We start from the raw sequence: 18,679 nt of genomic DNA, 5'->3' as shown, positions 1-18,679 counted from the left end.
CACCTCATGACGTCTGCGCCTTTTTTCGCCTTCGTAGCCGCCCTCGCAAATGCCGTGTTCTTTCTGCCCAAAGTTCCCGAAGCCGCCGAGCCGGTTGCCTTCCTCCCCGGCGCGGATAAATTGGGACACATCCTCGTGTTTGCTTTCACGACCTGGGCGTTTTCACGACTTCTATGTCTCGAAGACTCGCGGGCTCTCTCGTGGTCCCCTCGTGCTGAGAGTGGCGCGCACCAGCGTGGGAACACGAGGCTCGAGACAGTTTTCGGGGTCGTGAAGGTCCGACACTTGCTCGTTCTCATTGCCGTCCTCCTCCTGTGGGGCGCCGCGATCGAAGTCCTGCAATCGTTCATGCCCGCGCGCTCAGCAGATGTCACCGACGCGCTTGCCGACGCATGCGGAATCGCCCTCGGAGTCGGAGCGCTGTGGATCGAACTCGCGCTCGCCCAGCGGTCCCGCACCCGCCGCACCGCAGGATAACGACTGCGACATGATCGCGAGCCTCACGACAGTCGCGCGGCTCACAGGATGTGGAGCTTTCTTTCACGTCACCGATTTACCGTTATGGGCGGCCATAGCCGAGTCGCATCACTGAAGGACCAGATCGTTCATGCCCCTGCTCCCCGCGTTCTATCGCAAGACCGTGCCCGCCAAAGATGGCGCAAGTTGGCCCCATGTCGTGGTCGTTGGCGGCGGCTTCGCCGGCGCCCACCTCGTGCTTGCCCTGCGCGATGCTCGCGTGCGGGTCACGCTCATCGATCGGAACGTGTACAAGACTTTCCAGCCGCTCCTCTATCAGGTTGCGACCGCGGGCCTCAACTCTGGCGACGTCACGATGTTCCTGCGCGGGCTCTCCCTCCACGCCCCCAACATGCGCTTTCGCCAGGGAGAGGTCACGGGGATTGACACCGACGATCAGGTCGTGAAGCTTTCCGACGGAGGCTCGGTGCGCTACGACCACCTCGTTTTGGCAAATGGCGCCACCACGAACTATTTCGGCACCCCGGGCGCGGAAGAGTTCGCGATGCCGATGTACACCCGCTCGCAGGCTCTCGAGATCCGCGAGCGGATCTTCGCGGAGCTCGAGCGTGCCACGCAGCTCACGGAGATGAGCTTCACCGACCGCCTCGCCATTTCGATTGTGGGCGGTGGCCCCACGGGCGTGGAAATCGCGGGGGCACTCGCTGATTTCCGCATTAGCGAGCTCGATGTGCTCTACCCCGAGGTGGACCCGGGAACGCTCGAGATTTCCCTTATTCAACGCGGCGATGAGCTCCTCAAAGCCTTCGAGCCTCAGCATCGCGAGTATGCGGCGCGCGAGCTTGAAAAGCGCGGCGTGACGCTGCGCCTTGGCCAGGGTGTCGAGGAGGTCGGCTACGACTTTGTGCGCCTCGCCGACGGCAGCTACGTCGAATCAGACATCACGATCTGGGCCGCCGGCGTGAGCGTGTCGACGTCCGTCAACGCGTGGGGTTTCCCGCAGGGGCGCGGGGGGCGAATCGATGTCGATCCCACCCTTCGCGTCAAGGGCTATGACAACGTGTGGGCCGCGGGTGATATCGCCGGTGGCGATGATCCACAGCCGCAACTCGCCCAACCCGCCGTGCAAATGGGCCAGCACGTGGCCCGCGCGATCAAGGCCCTCGTCGACGGCGATGAGGACGCTGCACACAAACCGTTCCACTACAACGACCTGGGGGCGATGGCGACGATCGGTCGGCGTGCCGCTATCGCGGAACTGCCCGGAGGCGTGAATCTCCAGGGCTCGATCGGGTGGCTCGCATGGCTGGGCGTGCACGTCTCGAAGTTGCTCGGTACACGCAATCGCCGTTCGGTTGCCGCGAACCTCCTGTATCTCTACAACGGCACGGGCATTTCCCGTGTGCCGAACCCGGTCGTGGGTGACGTGGATTCGCTCGGAGCTCGCAGGGCCTTTCGGGAAAATGCGCCGATTCGCCGGTTCGGCTACCAGGCCGGCAAACGGTTCAAGGATCCGGGCAGGCCGCGCATGCGCCGCTAGGGTGATGCCCCGGGTTTTACACGGGTTTTAAGCGCGCTACACGCTTAACGGTTGTTTCGTGGCCTATCGTGAGGTGGAGCGCGGTGAATCTTCCGCGTGGAATCTCTATCGCTCGCCTGACCACGAGGACGCACCCCATGGCCCAGCCCCGCACGACTGCGCTTCGCCGCCGCCTGAGCGGTGTCGTCGCAGGAGCGAGTGTGCTTGCCTCGGTACTGGCGATCTCGGGTACGGTGCCGTTTGAGACAGTGAGCGCTTTTGCTGTCGACACCACCTGCACACCGGGAACCGTCACCCTTTCCGAAGCAAAGGTCGAAAAGGGAAAGGCGTTTACGGCACTCGTATGCGGCCTCAAGGAAGGCACGCAGGTGCGAGGCGAATACCGCCACGCCGATCCAGCCGTCGAACTCGAAGCGACCGCAACCCCCACCGAAGGTAATCCGGTCGAGCTCCCGCCGCTCGGTTATTCGCGTGACACCGCGATTGTGGACGCCAACGGGCGTGCAAGAGTAACCTTCGTCATCGCGGAGCCCGGAAACTACATGGTCACTGTCGCCCCACTCAAGGGCGGCACGAAGTCCAGTGCGCAGGTCACCGTCACCGAGCCGGCTGAGCCCACGCCAACCCCGACTCCTGAACCGACGCCAAAGCCCGATCCCACCGATCCCACCGATCAGCCCTCGCCTAGCCCGACGCCGAAGCCGGAGCCAAGCCCTACGGATCAACCTGACCCAACCCCCACGCCGACGCCGGATCCCAAACCAACTGCGGAGCCTACCGCCACCCCGAAGCCGGATCCCACGGAGAAACCTGCACCTTCACCAACGGAACCGGCGTCCCCATCCTCGTCAGCGCGCCCTTCCCCGCGCCCTGAAACGGAAGCGCCGCTCCCCGCCGATCCGGGCGACAGCCCCGGCAGCACCGAACCCTCGACGACGCCCTCGCGCGAACAAACGGGTGAGCCCGAAGGATCCTCAACCGAGGCTGGCGGATCGAGGTTCGTGCGCTCTCACCCCTCCGCCATGTCCCGTATTCCTCAGCGAAGCGGCTACGGACGCTCAGCCGACTTCGGCGCCGTGGGAAGCGACTATTCGAAACTCAGCCACCACGGCACGAGTGGCAACGGCGATGCTGGCGGCATCGTCAGACCAGGCCCAACCCCGAGCCCGACGCCCGGTCAGCCTCAAGAGGAGCCGACGGAGGGCTCCACCCAGCTCATCACCGATCCCTCGCGGCAGCCGCTTGGCCTATCGGTCGCATGGCTCATCGGCGGCGTGATTGCGGGCCTCGGCCTCGCGGCTACGGGCGCGATCGTGCTAATGCGCCGCAATAGCTAGGCCAGGTACGCGGCGAGCGCCTCGAACTGATCGCGCGGGTGAAAGCCCGCCTCGGTAATTTTGCTCAGGTCGAGCGCGGAATTGATGGGGCGAAGCGCGATGCCCTTGTGTGTATCGAGGTATTCGGCACTTGAGACGCTTTGAACGTTCTCCGGGTCGTGCCCCGTGAGCTCGTAGACTCTCTGCGCGATCTCGAACCACGAGGTGATATCGCCTGAGTTCGTCACGTTGTAGGTGCCGAACGGCACCCGGGCGCGCAGCACAAAATCGATCGCACGCGCGATTTCATCCGTAAAGGTCAAACGCCCAAACTGGTCGTTGACGACCGAGGGCGACTCGCCATTAACGGCGTGTTCACGCATCGTCGCAACAAAATTCTTGCCCTCGCCGACAACCCAGCTCGTCCGGAGAATGTAGTGCGTATCGAGGGTCGAGACCGCGGCATCACCGGCCGCTTTCGTCTGTCCGTAGACGCCGAGCGGGGCGAAGCCTTCCTCCTCCGTGTGGAACGCGACCGAACCATCGAAGACGTAGTCACTCGAGATGTGCACGAGCACGGCACCCGCCTCACGCGCGGCCGAGACCAAAAGTGCAACCCCCTTGGCGTTCACCGCCCATGCTTCTCGGCGCCCCTCGGCACTTTCCGCGCCGTCTTTATCGGTATAGCCCGCGGCGTTCACGATCACACTGTAGGGCGAGAAATCAAAAGCGGCGATTGAGTCATGGGCGCCGACATCGAGGACCTCGCGGTCCACGAAATCAACATCGTCGCGACCGAGCCACAGCCCCTGGAGAGCTCGCCCTAGCTGTCCCGCGGCACCCACCACGAGGGTACGCTCGGGCGAGGAGGCCGCTTCTTGCCATTCGCGTTCGGCAGGCGGGGATGCAAAGTCGTGGGACACGGGCATTCCTTACTGTTCGTTTTTCGCGTATGTCGCTTCAGTTGCGGCCTTTGAGGCGCGCCACCACTGTTCGTTCTCGCGATACCACTCAATCGTCTCGCGGATACCGGCATCAAAGTCGCGGTGGCGAGGGCGCCACCCGAGTTCGTCCTCAAGCTTGCGTGCGTCGAGCGCGTAGCGCACGTCGTGCCCGGGCCGGTCGGCCACAAAGTCGATGTCGTCTCCGTCGCGCCCGAAGGCCTCGAGAATGACCCGCGCAACCTCGCGGTTGCTTCTCTCGCACTTCGCACCCACCAGGTACGTCTCACCGATGCGGCCCCGCTCGAGGATAGCAAGAACGGCCGAAGAGTGGTCGTCAACATGAATCCAATCGCGAACGTTCGCGCCGTCACCGAAGAGCCGCGGCCGCACTCCATCAAGAAGATTCGTGATTTGTCGGGGAATGAACTTCTCAACGTGCTGGCGAGGCCCGTAGTTATTCGAGCAAATCGAGATGGTTGCCCGTAACCCGAAGCTGCGTGTCCAGGCGCGTACGAGAAGATCGCTCGAGGCTTTCGTCGCGCTATAGGGAGAGCTTGGCCGGTAAGGGGATTCTTCCGTGAACCGCCGATCATCCTCGAGCGGTAGATCGCCGTAGACCTCGTCGGTAGAGACGTGGTGGAGACGCACGCCGAACTCGCGCACCGCTTCAAGCAGGGCAAAAGTGCCCACAATGTTCGAGCGCACGAACACGGTCGGGTCGCTCAGCGATCGATCGTTGTGGGACTCGGCAGCAAAGTGCACAACCGCATCCGTTTCAGGATCGAGGCTTTCGACAAGCGCACGAGTGGCTTCACGATCAGCGACATCGCCAACAACGAGACGCACGCGATCCTGGGGAAGACCCTCGAGGTTTGCCTCATTCCCCGCGTACGTCAAAGCATCAAGAACTGTCACCGAATAATCGGTGTGCGTGACGACATAGTGCACGAAATTCGAACCGACGAATCCCGCGCCACCGGTCACGATCAAGTGTGCAGCACCACCCATAGCTGCTAGTGTGCCACGACGACGAGCGCCAGACTGTTAGGCGAGTCTCCCGGCCCTCTCCCCACGCCCCAGCGCCATGATCGTAAAGCCCGCCTCGCGCCAGCGGGCCAGATCGAAGACCCCGCGTCCGTCGATCACCGCACGCTCGGCCACGAGCTCCGCGACACGAGCAGGATCAAGGTCGCGGTACACCTGCCACTCCGTCGCGAGGATGAGCAAGCGCGCGCCGCTCATCGCCTCCTCGAGATCGTCCACGAGGGTCAACTCCTCGTAGCGGCCTCGCACGACCGCGAGAGCCTGCGGATCCGTGATCCGCACATCAGCACCGTGGCGCGCGAGGGAAAGGGCGATGTCGATCGCGGGCGAATCACGCACGTCATCGCTATAGGGCTTGAATGCCGCGCCGAGAACCGTGATGGGCACCCCCGTGAGGTCCCCGTTGAAATACTCGAGGGCGAGCTCCACGGGGCGCGCGCGACGCTTCTGATTGATGCGATCGACGTTGCGGAGAAATTCGAAGGACTCCCCCACACCGTGCTCCTCCGCACTCGCAATGAAGGCCCGCACGTCTTTAGGGAGACAGCCGCCGCCGAAGCCGATGCCGGCTTTGAGGAAGCGTCGGCCAATGCGCTCGTCAAGACCGATCGCCTCGGCAACCTCGACAACGTCGGCGCCCGTCGCCTCACACATCTCCGCGACCGCGTTGACGAAACTGATCTTCGTTGCGAGGAACGCATTCGCGCTCACCTTCACGAGCTCGGCGCTCTCGTACCCGTACACAAGGCGGGGCGTCCCGGCCTCGAGGATCGAGGCGTACACCTCGTCGAGATGCGTGATGGAAAACTTCTGCTCCTCGTGCACGCCGTATACGAGGCGATCCGGGCCGAGCGTATCTTTCACCGCGTACCCCTCGCGCAAAAACTCCGGATTCCACGCGAGTTCGACGTTCGGAAGATCCGCAAATGCCTCGCTGAGGCCGCGCGCTGTCCCAACGGGCACGGTCGATTTGCCCACCACAAGGATCCTGTCGCGCGTCGATCCGGCGAGAATTTCCCTCAGGCCCTTGCGTACAGCATGGAGAGCGGCGAGATCCGCGGAGCCGTCGGACCCCTGCGGCGTACCCACGCACACAAAGTGCACGTCGCACTCGCGCACATCCGCGAGATCCGTCGAGAAATGGAGATTTCCGCGCTCGAGAGCTGCGGAGAGTTTTTCGGGGAAACTGGGCTCGAAAAATGGCGCTTCACCGCGCTCAAGCTTGGCGATCCTCTCGGTATCCACATCGATCCCCACGACATCGTGCCCCAGTTCCGCCATGCATACCGCGTGAACTGCACCAAGATATCCGAGCCCAATAACCGAGATTTTCATATATATCCTTGTGACGAAGAAGTAAGCGAATCTTTGACGGCGAAAAACCGTCATTGATTCGACCCTACCGACCGCACACTCACACCCCGGCCCGGGTTACCGAGAATTCACCGCGTACTTTCAGCCGTTCACGCGCCCGTTAACAATGTCTGGTTTCCGACGGTCGCCGCGACCACTCGACCCCACACGGATCAATCGTGCGGCGACGAGTGCGGGTCAGCGATCACGGCCGACTCGTAGTATTCGCGCAACTGTTCTTCTTGCGTGAACGTCAAATGACCGAGCCCGTTCGCGCGCGGGGCATCCTCGAGAATTTCGCGCCGAACCGCGGTTCTGGGGCCACTTTCATCAAGGTCAATATATTCGTAGGGAATATAGATTTCACGCGTACCGAAAGGCCCGAGTGCAAGCGTCACAAAAGAGATTTTTTGAGTGCGATCATTGAGGAAAATTTCGCACACTTTACCGAGGCGCGCACCGGAGGCATCGCGCACGAGAGCGTTGCGGAGTCGATCAAGCTCAACCTCGGTCGCCATACACGCTACTTTCTGCTCGTCGGGGTAAACGGATCGGCTTCGCGCAGCGGGATGACGAACATGCGCAAGAAAATCGAGAGGTCATGGTCATAGAGGCCATCGCCCATGAGGGCATCGCGCATGAAGACCCCCGTCCACATCGCGACGATCGAGCGGGCAATCCACTCGGGGCTCGCACCTTCGTCGAGCCAGCCCTTTTCTTCGTACATCTCAAAAAGGGCGGTGAGCTTCTCTTCTGCCATCGTCTGCATTCCCACGATCGCTTCGTGACCGGGGTGATCCTTTTCGACAGCCTCGGCCCTCACGACGGCGAACATCACGGACTGGTACTGCCGCACCGCATCCCAGTCACGAATCGCCGCGGGCTCTTGCGCCGTCTCGACGAAGTCATCGATGAGCTCTTCAAAATGGCGTGCCGCGCGCTCGAGGACCGCCTGGAGCAAGGTTTCCTTACGGGAAAAATGATGGAGCATACCCGGGTGGGAGATTCCCACGCGCTCGGAAATATCGCGAAGCGACGTGCCACGGTAGCCGTACGTGGAGAACAGGAGCGTCGCTTCCTCGAGGATGACCTCGCGAGTGCGCTCTCCGCGCGCCCGCGTGAGGTTGACTCTGGCGCCGTGATCGGGCGATGGATCGGCCGTGCGACGGGCTGCTCGGCGATCGGGGGTCATGGGCAACACTCCTAGGCTCTGTGACGGCGCGTGAACCTTGTGGCTGCTACGCACGCTCGCCCGCACAACACTGTAGGGTCACGACCTGCACGTACGCTAAGTTACGGCGATGAGCATGGGGGTGGATTCACGGGCGAATACCAATATTTCCAGCAGTTACTCCCAGTATGTCACAGCTTCGAGGCTTCAGCCCGCAAGCCGCTCGCATATCTGCACCGCGTTGAGGGCCGCGCCCTTGCGAAGGTTGTCCGAGGACACGAAGAAGATAAGTCCGCGACCATCCGGAACCGCCTGATCACTGCGGAACCGCCCCACGAATGTGCCGTCGCGCCCTGCAGCAAGGCGCGACGTGGGCACATCAACGAGGTCGACGCCCACCTGGGCCCGGACCGCTTCCTCGGCTTCGTCCACGGTGATCGGCCGCTCAAACTCGGCGTGGATGCTGAGCGAATGCCCCGTGAACACCCCAATGCGCACGCACGTGCCCGACACACGGAGATCCGGAAGATCGAGAATGCGCCGGGACTCATTGCGGAGTTTTTGCTCTTCATCGGTCTCGAGCGAGCCGTCGTCCACAAGCGCCCCCGCGAACGGGACCGCGTTGAACGCGATCGGAGCTGGATACACGCATGGCGCCGGCTCAGCATCGACTCGGCCATCGAGGGCGAGCGACTCAAGGTCATTCACGTGGGCGCGCGTTTGGTTCGCAAGCTCGTCGACGCCTTTGAGGCCGCTGCCGGACACAGCCTGGTAGGTCGCAACCGTGAGCCGCTCGAGCCCGGCGCGCTCGTGAAGAGCCTTGAGGGTCGGCATCGCCGCCATCGTCGTGCAGTTCGGGTTCGCAATAATGCCTTTCGGCGCTTTCTCGGCACACTCTCCGTTCACTTCGGCGACAACGAGCGGGACATCCGGATCCTTACGCCACGCGGAACTGTTGTCGATCACAGTGGCACCGGCGCGTGCAAACACGGGAGCGAGGCGCTTCGAGGTCGCACCACCCGCGCTGAACAACGCGATATCGACCGTATTGCCCTCACCCTCGAGCACTGCGGTCTCGGCGTTTTCTACCACGAGGTCCTCGCCATTGACACGCATACGCGTACCCGCCGAACGCTCGGACGCAAAAAGGCGGATTCGCGAGTGCCGCACGCGACGCTCTTCGAGAAGCGCGAGCATGACACGGCCCACCTGGCCCGTTGCCCCCACGACAGCAATGACCGGCCCCGACGGGTCCCTATCCATAACCTTTTCGCCCATTGCCCTCTCCTTTCGGTCGCGCTCAGCGACCCGTTCCGGCGTAAATGATGGCTTCACCCTCGCCGTCGAGGCCGAAAGCCGTGTGGAGCACCCGCACAGCCTGGTCGAGCTCGTCGACGCGAGTCACGACGCTGATGCGGATCTCCGAGGTCGAAATCATCGAAATATTGATCCCCGCGTTCGACAGCGCGCGGAACGCCGTCGCGGACACGCCGGGGTTCGACTTCATGCCCGCGCCAATAATCGAGACCTTGCCGATCTGGCCGGTGTACCGCAACTCGCGATAGCCGATCTCGCTTCGCGCTGCCTCGAGCGCACGTGTGGCAGCCTCGGCGTGCGCCTCGGGAATTGTGAACGAAATCGCGACTGTACCGTCGACAGTTGAGACATTCTGGACGATCATGTCGACATGCGCGCCGACGGACGCGACGAGTTCGAAAATTGCCGCGGCTTTCCCGGGCGTATCGGGGACCTCGACGAGGGTCACCATACCCTCGCTGCGGTCGTGGGCGATGCCCGTGATCATCGGGGCCTCATGGCCCCCTTCTGTCAGGAATGCCACGGGGGCCTCCTCCTTCGTAGGTGAAACATCACAGGCGCCCGCGAGTGCGCCAAGGCGGGTAAGGTCGGGGTCGATCGGGAAGTCCCGATCGGGATCCTCGCAAATCACGGTGCCGATACGGCCGCTGTGGCTCGAACGCACGTGGAGTGGAACCTCGAAACGGCGCGCGTACTCGACACATCGAAGGGCGAGAATCTTCGCTCCGGCAGCGGCCATTTCCAGCATCTCCTCGGAGCTGATCTCGGGGATGCGGCATGCGCTCGACACGATGCGCGGATCGGCGGTAAAGATTCCATCCACGTCGCTGTAGATCTCGCACACGTCTGCCTCGAGCGCTGCCGCGAGGGCGACGGCGGTGGTGTCGCTCCCGCCGCGACCGAGAGTCGTGATTTCCTTCGTCGTGCGCGACACCCCTTGAAAGCCCGCGACGATGGCGACGTGACCGTTGTCGAGCGCGCTGCGGATACGCCCGGGGGTCACGTCAATGATGTGGGCGCCGCCGTGAAGCTCGTCGGTAATCATGCCCGCCTGCGAGCCCGTGTATGCCCGCGCGCTCACGCCATTGGCGTTGAGGGCCATCGAGAGCACCGCCATCGAGATGCGTTCGCCCGCCGTGAGCAGCATGTCGAGTTCGCGGGCGGGCGGCTGCGCGGTCACTTCTTGAGCGAGGTCGATGAGTTCATCGGTCATGTCCCCCATCGCCGAGACGACGACCACGACTTCGTGGCCCGCCTTCGCGTACAGAGCGATGCGCGCGGCGACGCGCTTGATCGCGGCGGCATCCTCAACGGAGGATCCGCCAAATTTTTGTACGACAAGCGCCATGGGCGAGCTTCCCTTTCGCGCGCGGGGTTACCGCGGTAGTGGCATGAATGCGGGGTGGTGCCATTGTGACAGGCGAGGCCGCGGGGATGAGTGCAGCGCGCCCGTTGCGTCTCACACTGTGAGGCGTCCCGCGTGCAGCTCCTCGAGACTCTCCGGGATATCGTGCTCGCCTTTGATCGTGGGAGGCTCGACCGTGGCGGGCGTCACCTGTTCTTCGCCGAGCCCAAAGTCGGGCAACACACCGGTTCTCGAGGCCGCCTTGGCGATTTGCTCGAGCGTCGCGTCTTTCGGTAGACCAAGTTTCATCGCCTGACGTTCGCGCAGAGCCGCCCTCACGCGCGGATCGTCCGCGAGATCCGTCCGTGTGCCGCGCTGAGGTGCAATGGCTGAGAACGGCACCTCTCTGCGCATGTACCAGCCCGCAGGGCCGTAAACGATCGTGCGCAGGTCAATCGCCATCGCGCGGTAGGTGGCGATCATCCCCAATGCGCTCGCCGCGAATCCCGAGATCCCAAGAACCCAGAGGTGCACTGGGCCCGCGAGGGCTGCGTCACCGGTCACCTGGAGCACGACGAGCAACGCGATGAGGCACACGGCTTCCACTGCGGCGAGACCAAGGGTTGTCACCCACACGACGCCCCGCTCCCATCGATTCACGGCCATGCGCTCAGTAATCGTGGGATAGGTGCGCTGATCCCGGACCCCCCGTTTTGATGGCGGTATGAGGTGGAACAGGGAGAGCACGAGCGGTGGCAGCCATGCGAAGGCGCCCAGCCACGCAATGAGCAGGATGAGTGCCGCGATGCGCGTCGTGAGGGAAAAATCCGTCGCGCCGGAGACGTCGCCAACGCCGCCATCGAACGTAAAAAGTTGCCCGAAATCGGCAAAGTAGTAAAACGGCACAACCAGCACAGCAACGGTCAGGACCTGCCACCAGCGGTACCGGGCGATAGTGCGGAACGACTGCGCCACGACGCGCGGGTTTGCGATGAACCTATTGCGCGGCAGGTGCCGACGATCCTGCGCGAATAGAACGCGCGTGTAGTGACCGTAGTTGTCCGTGCCAATCGCAGCCTGGCGCCTCATTTCCAGCTCGCCGAGTCCCGGCAGCTTCAGCGGGTTTGATGCACGCGCGAGTCCAGCCGCGAGAGGCGCGCTCAACAGTGCGATCACAAGCATCTGGAGGTACCCCGACACGACGATGTAAGAAAAGTCGGCGAGGATGAAGGTGTTACCGGGAAGCGCGGTAAGGATCATCGATAGGACGATCACTGCGAGCTCGGGGCACAGGATCCACTTCGCAAACGACCAGCCGATCGCCCTTCGAAACTCCTTCTCCGTGAGGTACTCGCGGGGGCGTAGCCGCGCAACCGACCGCAGACCGAGCGCTGCCGCCCCCAGACCGGCGAGCGCGCCTAAGGGCGCCGACCCAAAAGCTATGAACAGCACGACACCCGGTGACGCGCCGAGTCCGTTGAGGAGCGATGCCACGAACGATGGCTCGGCAATCGCGAAAATCGGCAAAAACAAAAACAGCGGGGTCAGCGAACCGAGAAACACCATCGCGAGCGCTCCCCAACTGACAAACCCCACAATTGCCATCCACACCCAAATCTTCCGGCCCGTGGCCGCGCGCATCGACCGCGCGGATTCGCACAAGACTTCCTCGGGAAGGTCGACGACGTCGTCTCCCGTGGGCAGCCTTTCCGGCTCGGGCAAGTCGAGCAGTGGCGGAAGTGACTGCGCCGAAGGCCCGGCGAGCGTCGGAATCCCCATGCCCTGGCCCGGCCTTCCCGGGTGAGTGCCCTGCACCATCGAAACCCCCTAGAAAGTGCGCCGCCCCGCGAACGCGCGGCCAAGAGTCATCTCATCAGCGTAATCAAGGTCCCCGCCGACCGGAAGGCCCGAGGCCAGACGCGTGACCTCGACTCCGGAGTCCGCAAGCGTGCGCGCGATGTAGGTGCTCGTCGCCTCGCCCTGAACGTTCGGGTCCAGCGCAAGGATCACTTCGGTGATGCCTCCTTGCGAGACGCGATCCTGAAGTTCCTGAATACGCAGGTCCGCCGGGCCGACTCCCCCGATTGGGTCGATCGCGCCGCCGAGCACGTGGTAGCGACCCCGATACTCGCGAAGCCGCTCGATCGCAAAAACATCGCGGGGCTCCTCCACAACGCACAGGAGCTCACCGTTGCGACGCTCGTCGAGGCAGATCGCACAGCGTTCTTCCTCTGCGATATTGCCGCACACCTCGCAAAAGCGGATGCGCTTTTTCACCTCGGTGAGGGTCGAGGCCAGCCGTTCGATCGACGCGCTCTCCGCACCGAGCACGTAAAACGCGATGCGCTGCGCCGACTTGGGGCCCACCCCGGGGAGCATCCCGAGTTCGTCGATCAGATCCTGCACGATTCCCTGAAACACACCTAAACTCTATGGCACGGGTGAGACAAATAAACTCGTAAACTCGCCCCACGCCCGTTCTCAACGCGAAAGCACACCATGACCATCCACACGACTCCCGGCGGAAGCGATGTCGAAAACGGCCGCGGCTACACGACACTCACCGTGCTCGATCAGCCCTCCGTGCCGCTCGCCGCCGTCCGCGTCAACGACCTTGCGATGGACGCGCTCGGAGACTATGCGAGCGTGGTTGCTGATGCTCTGCCCGCGGCGCTCGAGCGCGAAGGCGCCGAGATCACCGGGCACCTGGTTGTCGTGTTTTACCGCGTTGGCGGCATCGACAGCGCTCACGCGCAGAGCGATGTCGCTATCGGTTTCCCGATCGAACGTCCGCTTTCGAGGGATATCGACGTGAGGTCCGACGCTTGCCCGGGCGAGACCACACTCCACGCAAGTACCGTCACCCTCCCCGAGGGGCGCATCGCAGCTCTTTCGCACAACGGCCCCTACAGCACGCGCGACGACTCGTGGAATGCCCTGCTCACAACTCTCACGGACCGCGGGCTCGAGCCCACGCCGCCGTTTTGGGAAGTGTCGATTCCCGTTGCCGAGCAGGACACGGTCGTGACAACCTCACGCACCGATCTTTTCGCACCGCTTGCCCCGCTGAACTAGGAGCGGGCCATGCTTGCCGACGGTCAAGACGACCCCCTCGATTTCAGCGCCGTTCGACTCGCGCGGGCCTACCGCGACGGAGAGCTCACGCCGAGCGTCCACGTCGAGCGCGCACTCGAGCGCGCCCATGAACGCGGCGCGAAGGTCGGGGCGTTTTCGTGTGTCACCGACGATCGTGCCCGCACGCAAGCCGAGCGCGCCGAGGAGATGCTGCTCGCAGAACGCTCTGCGGGCAAAACGCCAGCGCCTTTCCTCGCCGGCATTCCCCTACCGATCAAAGACCTCGTCGAAGTCGAAGGGCTGCCATTCGAGGCCGGCTCCCCCGCTCTCGCAGGAAGCATATCGACTCGCACCGATGGCATCGCCGAGGATCTCATCGCCGCCGGCACCCTCACGCTCGGGAAAACCACGACGAGCGAGTTCGGGATGAGCGTGTTTAGCGAATCGCCACTCGGAGCGGCCCGCACTCCGTGGGATGTGCGGCGCACCGCAGGCGGTTCGAGCGGCGGCGCCGGTGCAGCCGTCGCGTGCGGCATCGCGCCACTCGCCCACGGCAACGACGCCGGCGGAAGCGTGCGTGTGCCCGCTGCCTGCAATGGCGTCCTCGGCATGGTGACCTCGCGTGGAACGGTAAGCGCCGGACCACACGGCCTCGACGGGCCGGGACTCGCGCGCCACGGAATGCTCGCGCGCACGGTCGCGGATCTCGCCCTCGGCATCGATCTCATCGCCCACGCACGGCCAGGCGATTCATTCGCTGGCACGCGGCCCACACGGGGCGCGGGCTGCGGCGCAACCTCTTCAGTCGAGGCGTCGCTCGCTGCGCTCGATGCGCGAAAGGTTTCACCGCTCAGGATCGGTGTGCTCACCTCGCCCATGGTCGCCGAGGTAGAGCTCGCGGCCTCCTCTCTCGAAGCCGTCGAGCGTGCCCGCTCGCTGCTCGAGGCCCTCGGGCACACAACCATCGAGATCCCCGCACCGATGACACCGAAGGATTGGCAAACGTTCATGCCCGTGTGGGCTGTGGGAGCAGCGTCGATTCCGCTGCCGTACGGTCCGGCCGGGAGCGCCGAAGCCCGCGCCGGGGAGGAGGCAGCGGGCGTTGGAGCACTCACGCGCTGGCTACGCGGCATCGGCGCCGAGGTCACCGGACTTGAGTACGCCGCCGCCATCGCGCGCATCCAGGAACTTACGCGACGCATGGCCGAGGCGTGGGAGAGCTTCGACGCGATCCTCACGCCGATGCTGTCCGAGCCGCCCGTGCTCGCGGATCGCATCCCCGACGACCCGCGCGAGGACTTCGATTTTCAATCGCGCTTCACACCGTTCACGAGCGTGTGGAATATGAATGGGTTCGCCGCCATGAGCGTGCCACTGCATCGCACAGTGGTCGACGGAATCGAACTGCCCGTAGGCGTCCACCTCGGGGGAACTCGGCCGGGAGCCGAGACCACTCTTCTCAGTATCGCCGCGCAGCTCGAGGCCCTCGACCCCTGGCCCCTACTCGTCGCGCCCTGAAAAGCCCAGGCGCGGCTCGCCCCTTCCGCCGCTCTCCTCGCCCGTGCCGTCACACTTCATGAAAAACAGCCAGCACCAAGCCCTCACCGACCCCCAAGCCCACAATTTCTTCATACTCCGAGACGCGATCAGCGCCCAGAGTGAAGGGCCGACCCCAGAGCCGAGGCCAGAACAGCCCCTGCCGCCGCTCTCCTCGCCCGCACCGTCACACTTCATGAAAAAACAGCCAGCACCAAGCCCTCACCGACCCCCAAGCCCACAATTTCTTCATACTCCGAGACGCGATCAGCGCCCAGAGTGCAGCACCGAGGACGCCGGGCCGCGCCCAGAACTCAGAGCCGCGACCAGAACAGCCCCTGCCGCCGCTCTCCTCACCCGCGCACCGTCACACTTCATGAAAAAACAGCCAGCACCAAGCCCTCACCGACCCCCAAGCCCACAATTTCTTCATACTCCGAGACGCCATCGGCGCCCAGAGCGCAACGCCGAGAGCGCAGCATCGACGCCCGAACACAAATTTTCATAAGCGAGATCAGGCAAATCGAGATAGGGGCTCAGGGCTGCTCGTCGATAACCTCGAGCACCTCGCCGCCGAGGAATTCCTCAACAATGTCTCGACCGGGGCGGCGCTGCGAGCCAGTTGACGACGCGTCTTCGTCATCGAGCGAAGCCCCCTGGAAGGGATCATCGTAATTATGACCCTCGGCGCTCACGTGCGATTCTTGAGCCTTGGGCGAGTGCTGGCTGCGTCCATTGAGCCCATAGCCAGCATGTGCACCGCTGCCGTGTCGATTGGCTTGCGCTTCGTGGAGGGCCTGACGCGCAAGCGCAGCACCCGTCAGACGCGGCGCACCAGCGGGACCCAGACCCGGGCCCCGCTTGAGCTCCTGTCTTTCGGGAGCCTGATCGCGTTGCACATCTGGTTGCGTGCGTAGTCCCCAGCTGTCTTCATCTGTCGACGTAGCGGTTGCTGTCCCCGACCATGCATCGGTCTGCTCCGCATCAACCTCGGCCTGAGCCCGCCCGATTGCTGGATCCTTTTCGTGCCCCGCCGGGACGTTCGCCTCGGGTGCATCTACGAGAGTCGCCGCAGGTTCAAAACCCTGACCGAACGCGCTTGCCATCGCCTCCTTGAGAGCCTTCTGGCCGTGGGTGCGAGGCTCTCCCTCGCCTGGTTGTGCCGGGATGCGCACCGGCTCCGTGACCCCGCGCGGCATCGAAGCAGTGTCGCGCGCGGGCGTCGGTTCTTCAAACTGCGCCCGAGGTTCAGGCTCCGGCTCGGAGGTGCGCTGCGGTGTGTAGTCCTCAGACGGGGCATCCTCGTCACCGGGAGGCTCCTCGTCGAAGAACGGCGGCACGTCCGCGTCCGGCTCGCGAGGGGCGGCAACTGCCACGGGAGGCTGGCCCCCTGGAGACGCCTCCGCGTCGCGCGTTGCGCGTGCATTCGCTGCGTTCTGCCCGGGCACGCGCGGTGAAGGCGCCGGATGCTCGGCTGGAGCAACGGCATCGCCCCACCGCTCAGTGGGCGCGGCGGCCTTGGGGGGTCCACCTTCGCGTGATCGATTGCCGTTCGCGGGCGAACCATTGGAGGGAGAACCGCCGCGCCCATCTCCCGGCGGCACATCGCCAGAGGTAGCCTCGACCGTCACGTCGATGCGCATGATGCGCCGCACGGCCTCGGCCATATGCGGCGCGTGCTGGCCGCGATAGAAAGCATTGACGAGCCCTTGGCTGCGGAAACTCAACACGAGGGTCGAGCCGTCAAACGACTGAATGCCCGCATTTTGAGCGATAAGCGCCCACGATGCGCGCTTGAGCGTCTGCAGCGTATCCATAAGCGCCGACCAGTGCCCCTCAACATCGCTCGCACTCGCGCCCGAATCCGCCGGTGTGGCCTGCGGGTTCGCTCCGTCCGTCGCAGAATGGGCCGGTTGCTCAGGGGTCGGGTTCGGCTTCAGGGAGTCCGACGGTTGCTGCGACACAAGGTCGCCCCATGAATCATCGCTGTTGCTCGGCACTGGTCGCCGTGGCTGCGATTGAGGTTGCTCCGGCGTCGGCCGAGAGGACTGCGCGTTTTTCACGGGTTCCGCTTCAGGCGAGGCTGGCACGTGCTCCGGCCCTTCTTGAGCCTTGGGCTGCGTCCGAAGCTGGTCTGCCTGCACCGCTCTCTGCTCTTCTCGCGCGGGGTCTCGGTGCGCGTGCGGCGACGATTCCTCGGCCTGCGGCGCTCGCGAGACCTGACCTTTGTCGCGGCCCGCGGCCGCCGCTGCCTGTTCCCGTGCAATTTGCACGGCGCGCTGACGTGGAGACAGGGGTTGGCGGGAGGCGTCGGACTGCGCAGCCCCGCCCCCATTCGCGCCACCGAAAGAGGCGCCCGGGGCGCCGCCCACCGCGCCGGGGCGTGCCCCGATTGCGCCCTCCCCCGTACCCGTCGCCGGGCTGAGAAGGAGCCTCGCGGCGAGCAATTCGAGATGTAAGCGTGGCGAGGTCGCGCCCACCATGGAGTTGAGGGCTTCGCTCGTCACCTGCGCCAAATGCGTAAGCGTGCGAGGCTCGAAATCCTCGGCCTGGGAACTCAGGCGTTGGACCTGGTCGCTAGGAACGTCCGGAAGCAGCTCGCGTGCGCGCTCGGGCGCAGCTACGAGAACGATGAGATCACGGAAGCGCTCGAGCAGGTCCTCGACAAAGCGCCTAGGCTCGTGGCCCGAGCCGATCACCTCGTCGAGAACGCCGAACAGGGTCGCGGCGTCGTGTGCCGCGATGGCATCAACCGCGCGATTAAGCAGTTCAACGTCGGTGAAGCCGAGCAGGTTCGTCGCAACCTCAAGCTCGACACCGCGTTCGTCAGAGCCGGCGATCAGCTGGTCGAGCACGCTCAACGTGTCACGGGCCGAGCCGCCGCCCGCACGCACGGCGAGCGAGAGGACCCCGTCCTCAACAGTGACGCCCTCCTGAGCACAAATCTGCTCGAGGTAGGGAAGCAGCACCTGCGGCGGGATGAGGCGGAACGGATAGTGGTGGGTGCGCGAACGAATCGTGCCGATCACCTTGTCGGGCTCGGTCGTCGCGAACACAAACTTGACGTGCTCGGGCGGCTCCTCAACGAGCTTGAGCAGCGCGTTGAAGCCGGCCGAGGTGACCATGTGGGCCTCGTCGATGATGAAGACCTTGAAGCGGTCGCGGACCGGAGCAAAAGCTGCACGTTCACGCAGGTCACGGGCATCATCCACGCCGCCGTGGCTCGCCGCGTCGATCTCGACGACGTCGAGACTGCCCGCCCCGTCGCGTGCGAGATCACGGCATGAATCGCACGTGCCGCAGGGCGTATCCGTGGGCCCCTCGGCGCAGTTCAGGCACCGCGCGAGGATGCGTGCCGACGTGGTCTTGCCGCAGCCGCGCGGGCCCGAAAAAAGATAGGCGTGGCCGATTCGGCCCGACTTCAACGCGCGCCGGATCGGCTCGGTGACGTGGTCCTGGCCGATGACCTCGGCGAAGGACTCGGGGCGATAACGACGGTAAAGAGCTGTAGCCACGACACCAGCCTAATGGAGGGCAGCATTGTGGATGAGGTCGAGCGTC

The 18,679-nt window shown here is 64.3% G+C and carries 15 protein-coding genes; 5 read left to right on the top strand and 10 right to left on the bottom strand.

The window, feature by feature from the left end; all coding sequences use genetic code 11:
* Nucleotides 1–6: 6 nt before the first annotated feature.
* The 3 genes from FXY94_RS04255 (at nucleotide 7) to FXY94_RS10785 (ending at nucleotide 3,354) form a co-directional block, all read left to right on the top strand.
* Nucleotides 7–477: a VanZ family protein gene (locus FXY94_RS04255; protein ID WP_016663785.1), complete on the top strand. Its 471-nt coding sequence runs from the start codon at nucleotides 7–9 to the stop codon at nucleotides 475–477.
* 130 nt (nucleotides 478–607) lie between these two features.
* Nucleotides 608–2,017 carry an NAD(P)/FAD-dependent oxidoreductase gene (locus tag FXY94_RS04250; protein ID WP_016663784.1) on the top strand — a complete coding sequence of 470 codons (1,410 nt, stop codon included), beginning with the start codon at nucleotides 608–610 and terminating at the stop codon, nucleotides 2,015–2,017.
* A gap of 137 nt (nucleotides 2,018–2,154) precedes the next feature.
* The gene (locus FXY94_RS10785; protein WP_016663783.1) at nucleotides 2,155–3,354 is read left to right on the top strand and encodes a hypothetical protein; all 1,200 of its coding nucleotides are present in this window, start codon (nucleotides 2,155–2,157) and stop codon (nucleotides 3,352–3,354) included.
* Here FXY94_RS10785 and FXY94_RS04235 read toward each other — a convergent pair.
* The 9 genes from FXY94_RS04235 to recR all read right to left on the bottom strand — a co-directional run bounded on the left by FXY94_RS04235 (nucleotide 3,351) and on the right by recR (nucleotide 12,928).
* Nucleotides 3,351–4,256: an SDR family oxidoreductase gene (locus tag FXY94_RS04235; RefSeq protein WP_016663782.1), complete on the bottom strand. Its 906-nt coding sequence runs from the start codon at nucleotides 4,254–4,256 to the stop codon at nucleotides 3,351–3,353. The genes FXY94_RS10785 and FXY94_RS04235 overlap by 4 nt on opposite strands.
* Nucleotides 4,257–4,265: 9 nt before the next feature.
* Nucleotides 4,266–5,285, bottom strand: coding sequence for a dTDP-glucose 4,6-dehydratase (gene rfbB, locus FXY94_RS04230; protein WP_016663781.1), 1,020 nt, complete (start codon nucleotides 5,283–5,285; stop codon nucleotides 4,266–4,268).
* Between the two features lie 36 nt (nucleotides 5,286–5,321).
* A complete protein-coding gene (locus FXY94_RS04225; RefSeq protein ID WP_016663780.1) occupies nucleotides 5,322–6,656 on the bottom strand; it encodes a UDP-glucose dehydrogenase family protein in 1,335 nt (444 codons plus the stop codon).
* Nucleotides 6,657–6,847: 191 nt separating this feature from the next.
* Nucleotides 6,848–7,192, bottom strand: a complete 345-nt coding sequence (locus tag FXY94_RS04220) for a PRC-barrel domain-containing protein (protein WP_016663779.1) — start codon at nucleotides 7,190–7,192, stop codon at nucleotides 6,848–6,850.
* Between the two features lie 5 nt (nucleotides 7,193–7,197).
* A complete protein-coding gene (locus FXY94_RS04215; RefSeq protein ID WP_016663778.1) occupies nucleotides 7,198–7,866 on the bottom strand; it encodes a TetR/AcrR family transcriptional regulator in 669 nt (222 codons plus the stop codon).
* Nucleotides 7,867–8,052: 186 nt separating this feature from the next.
* Entirely contained in the window at nucleotides 8,053–9,123 is a 1,071-nt protein-coding gene (locus FXY94_RS04210) for an aspartate-semialdehyde dehydrogenase (protein WP_016663777.1), read from the bottom strand.
* Between the two features lie 22 nt (nucleotides 9,124–9,145).
* Entirely contained in the window at nucleotides 9,146–10,510 is a 1,365-nt protein-coding gene (locus tag FXY94_RS04205) for an aspartate kinase (RefSeq protein ID WP_016663776.1), read from the bottom strand.
* Nucleotides 10,511–10,621: 111 nt separating this feature from the next.
* Complete coding sequence (locus tag FXY94_RS04200) at nucleotides 10,622–12,325, bottom strand: hypothetical protein (protein WP_016663775.1); 1,704 nt, start codon at nucleotides 12,323–12,325, stop codon at nucleotides 10,622–10,624.
* Nucleotides 12,326–12,334: 9 nt separating this feature from the next.
* A complete protein-coding gene (gene recR / locus FXY94_RS04195) occupies nucleotides 12,335–12,928 on the bottom strand; it encodes a recombination mediator RecR (RefSeq protein WP_016663774.1) in 594 nt (197 codons plus the stop codon).
* Nucleotides 12,929–13,006: 78 nt separating this feature from the next.
* Between recR and FXY94_RS04190 the strand changes: the two genes are divergently transcribed.
* Both FXY94_RS04190 and FXY94_RS04185 read left to right on the top strand, forming a co-directional pair.
* A complete protein-coding gene (locus tag FXY94_RS04190) occupies nucleotides 13,007–13,582 on the top strand; it encodes a hypothetical protein (RefSeq protein ID WP_016663773.1) in 576 nt (191 codons plus the stop codon).
* 9 nt (nucleotides 13,583–13,591) lie between these two features.
* Entirely contained in the window at nucleotides 13,592–15,100 is a 1,509-nt protein-coding gene (locus tag FXY94_RS04185; RefSeq protein ID WP_016663772.1) for an amidase, read from the top strand.
* A gap of 554 nt (nucleotides 15,101–15,654) precedes the next feature.
* Here FXY94_RS04185 and FXY94_RS04180 read toward each other — a convergent pair.
* Nucleotides 15,655–18,633 carry a DNA polymerase III subunit gamma and tau gene (locus FXY94_RS04180; protein ID WP_016663771.1) on the bottom strand — a complete coding sequence of 993 codons (2,979 nt, stop codon included), beginning with the start codon at nucleotides 18,631–18,633 and terminating at the stop codon, nucleotides 15,655–15,657.
* Between the last annotated feature and the right edge of the window lie 46 nt (nucleotides 18,634–18,679).

This window comes from Dermabacter jinjuensis (genome assembly GCF_902381725.1).
Taxonomy (GTDB): Bacteria; Actinomycetota; Actinomycetes; order Actinomycetales; family Dermabacteraceae; genus Dermabacter; species Dermabacter hominis.
This window is presented reverse-complemented; position numbering and strand designations above follow the sequence as displayed.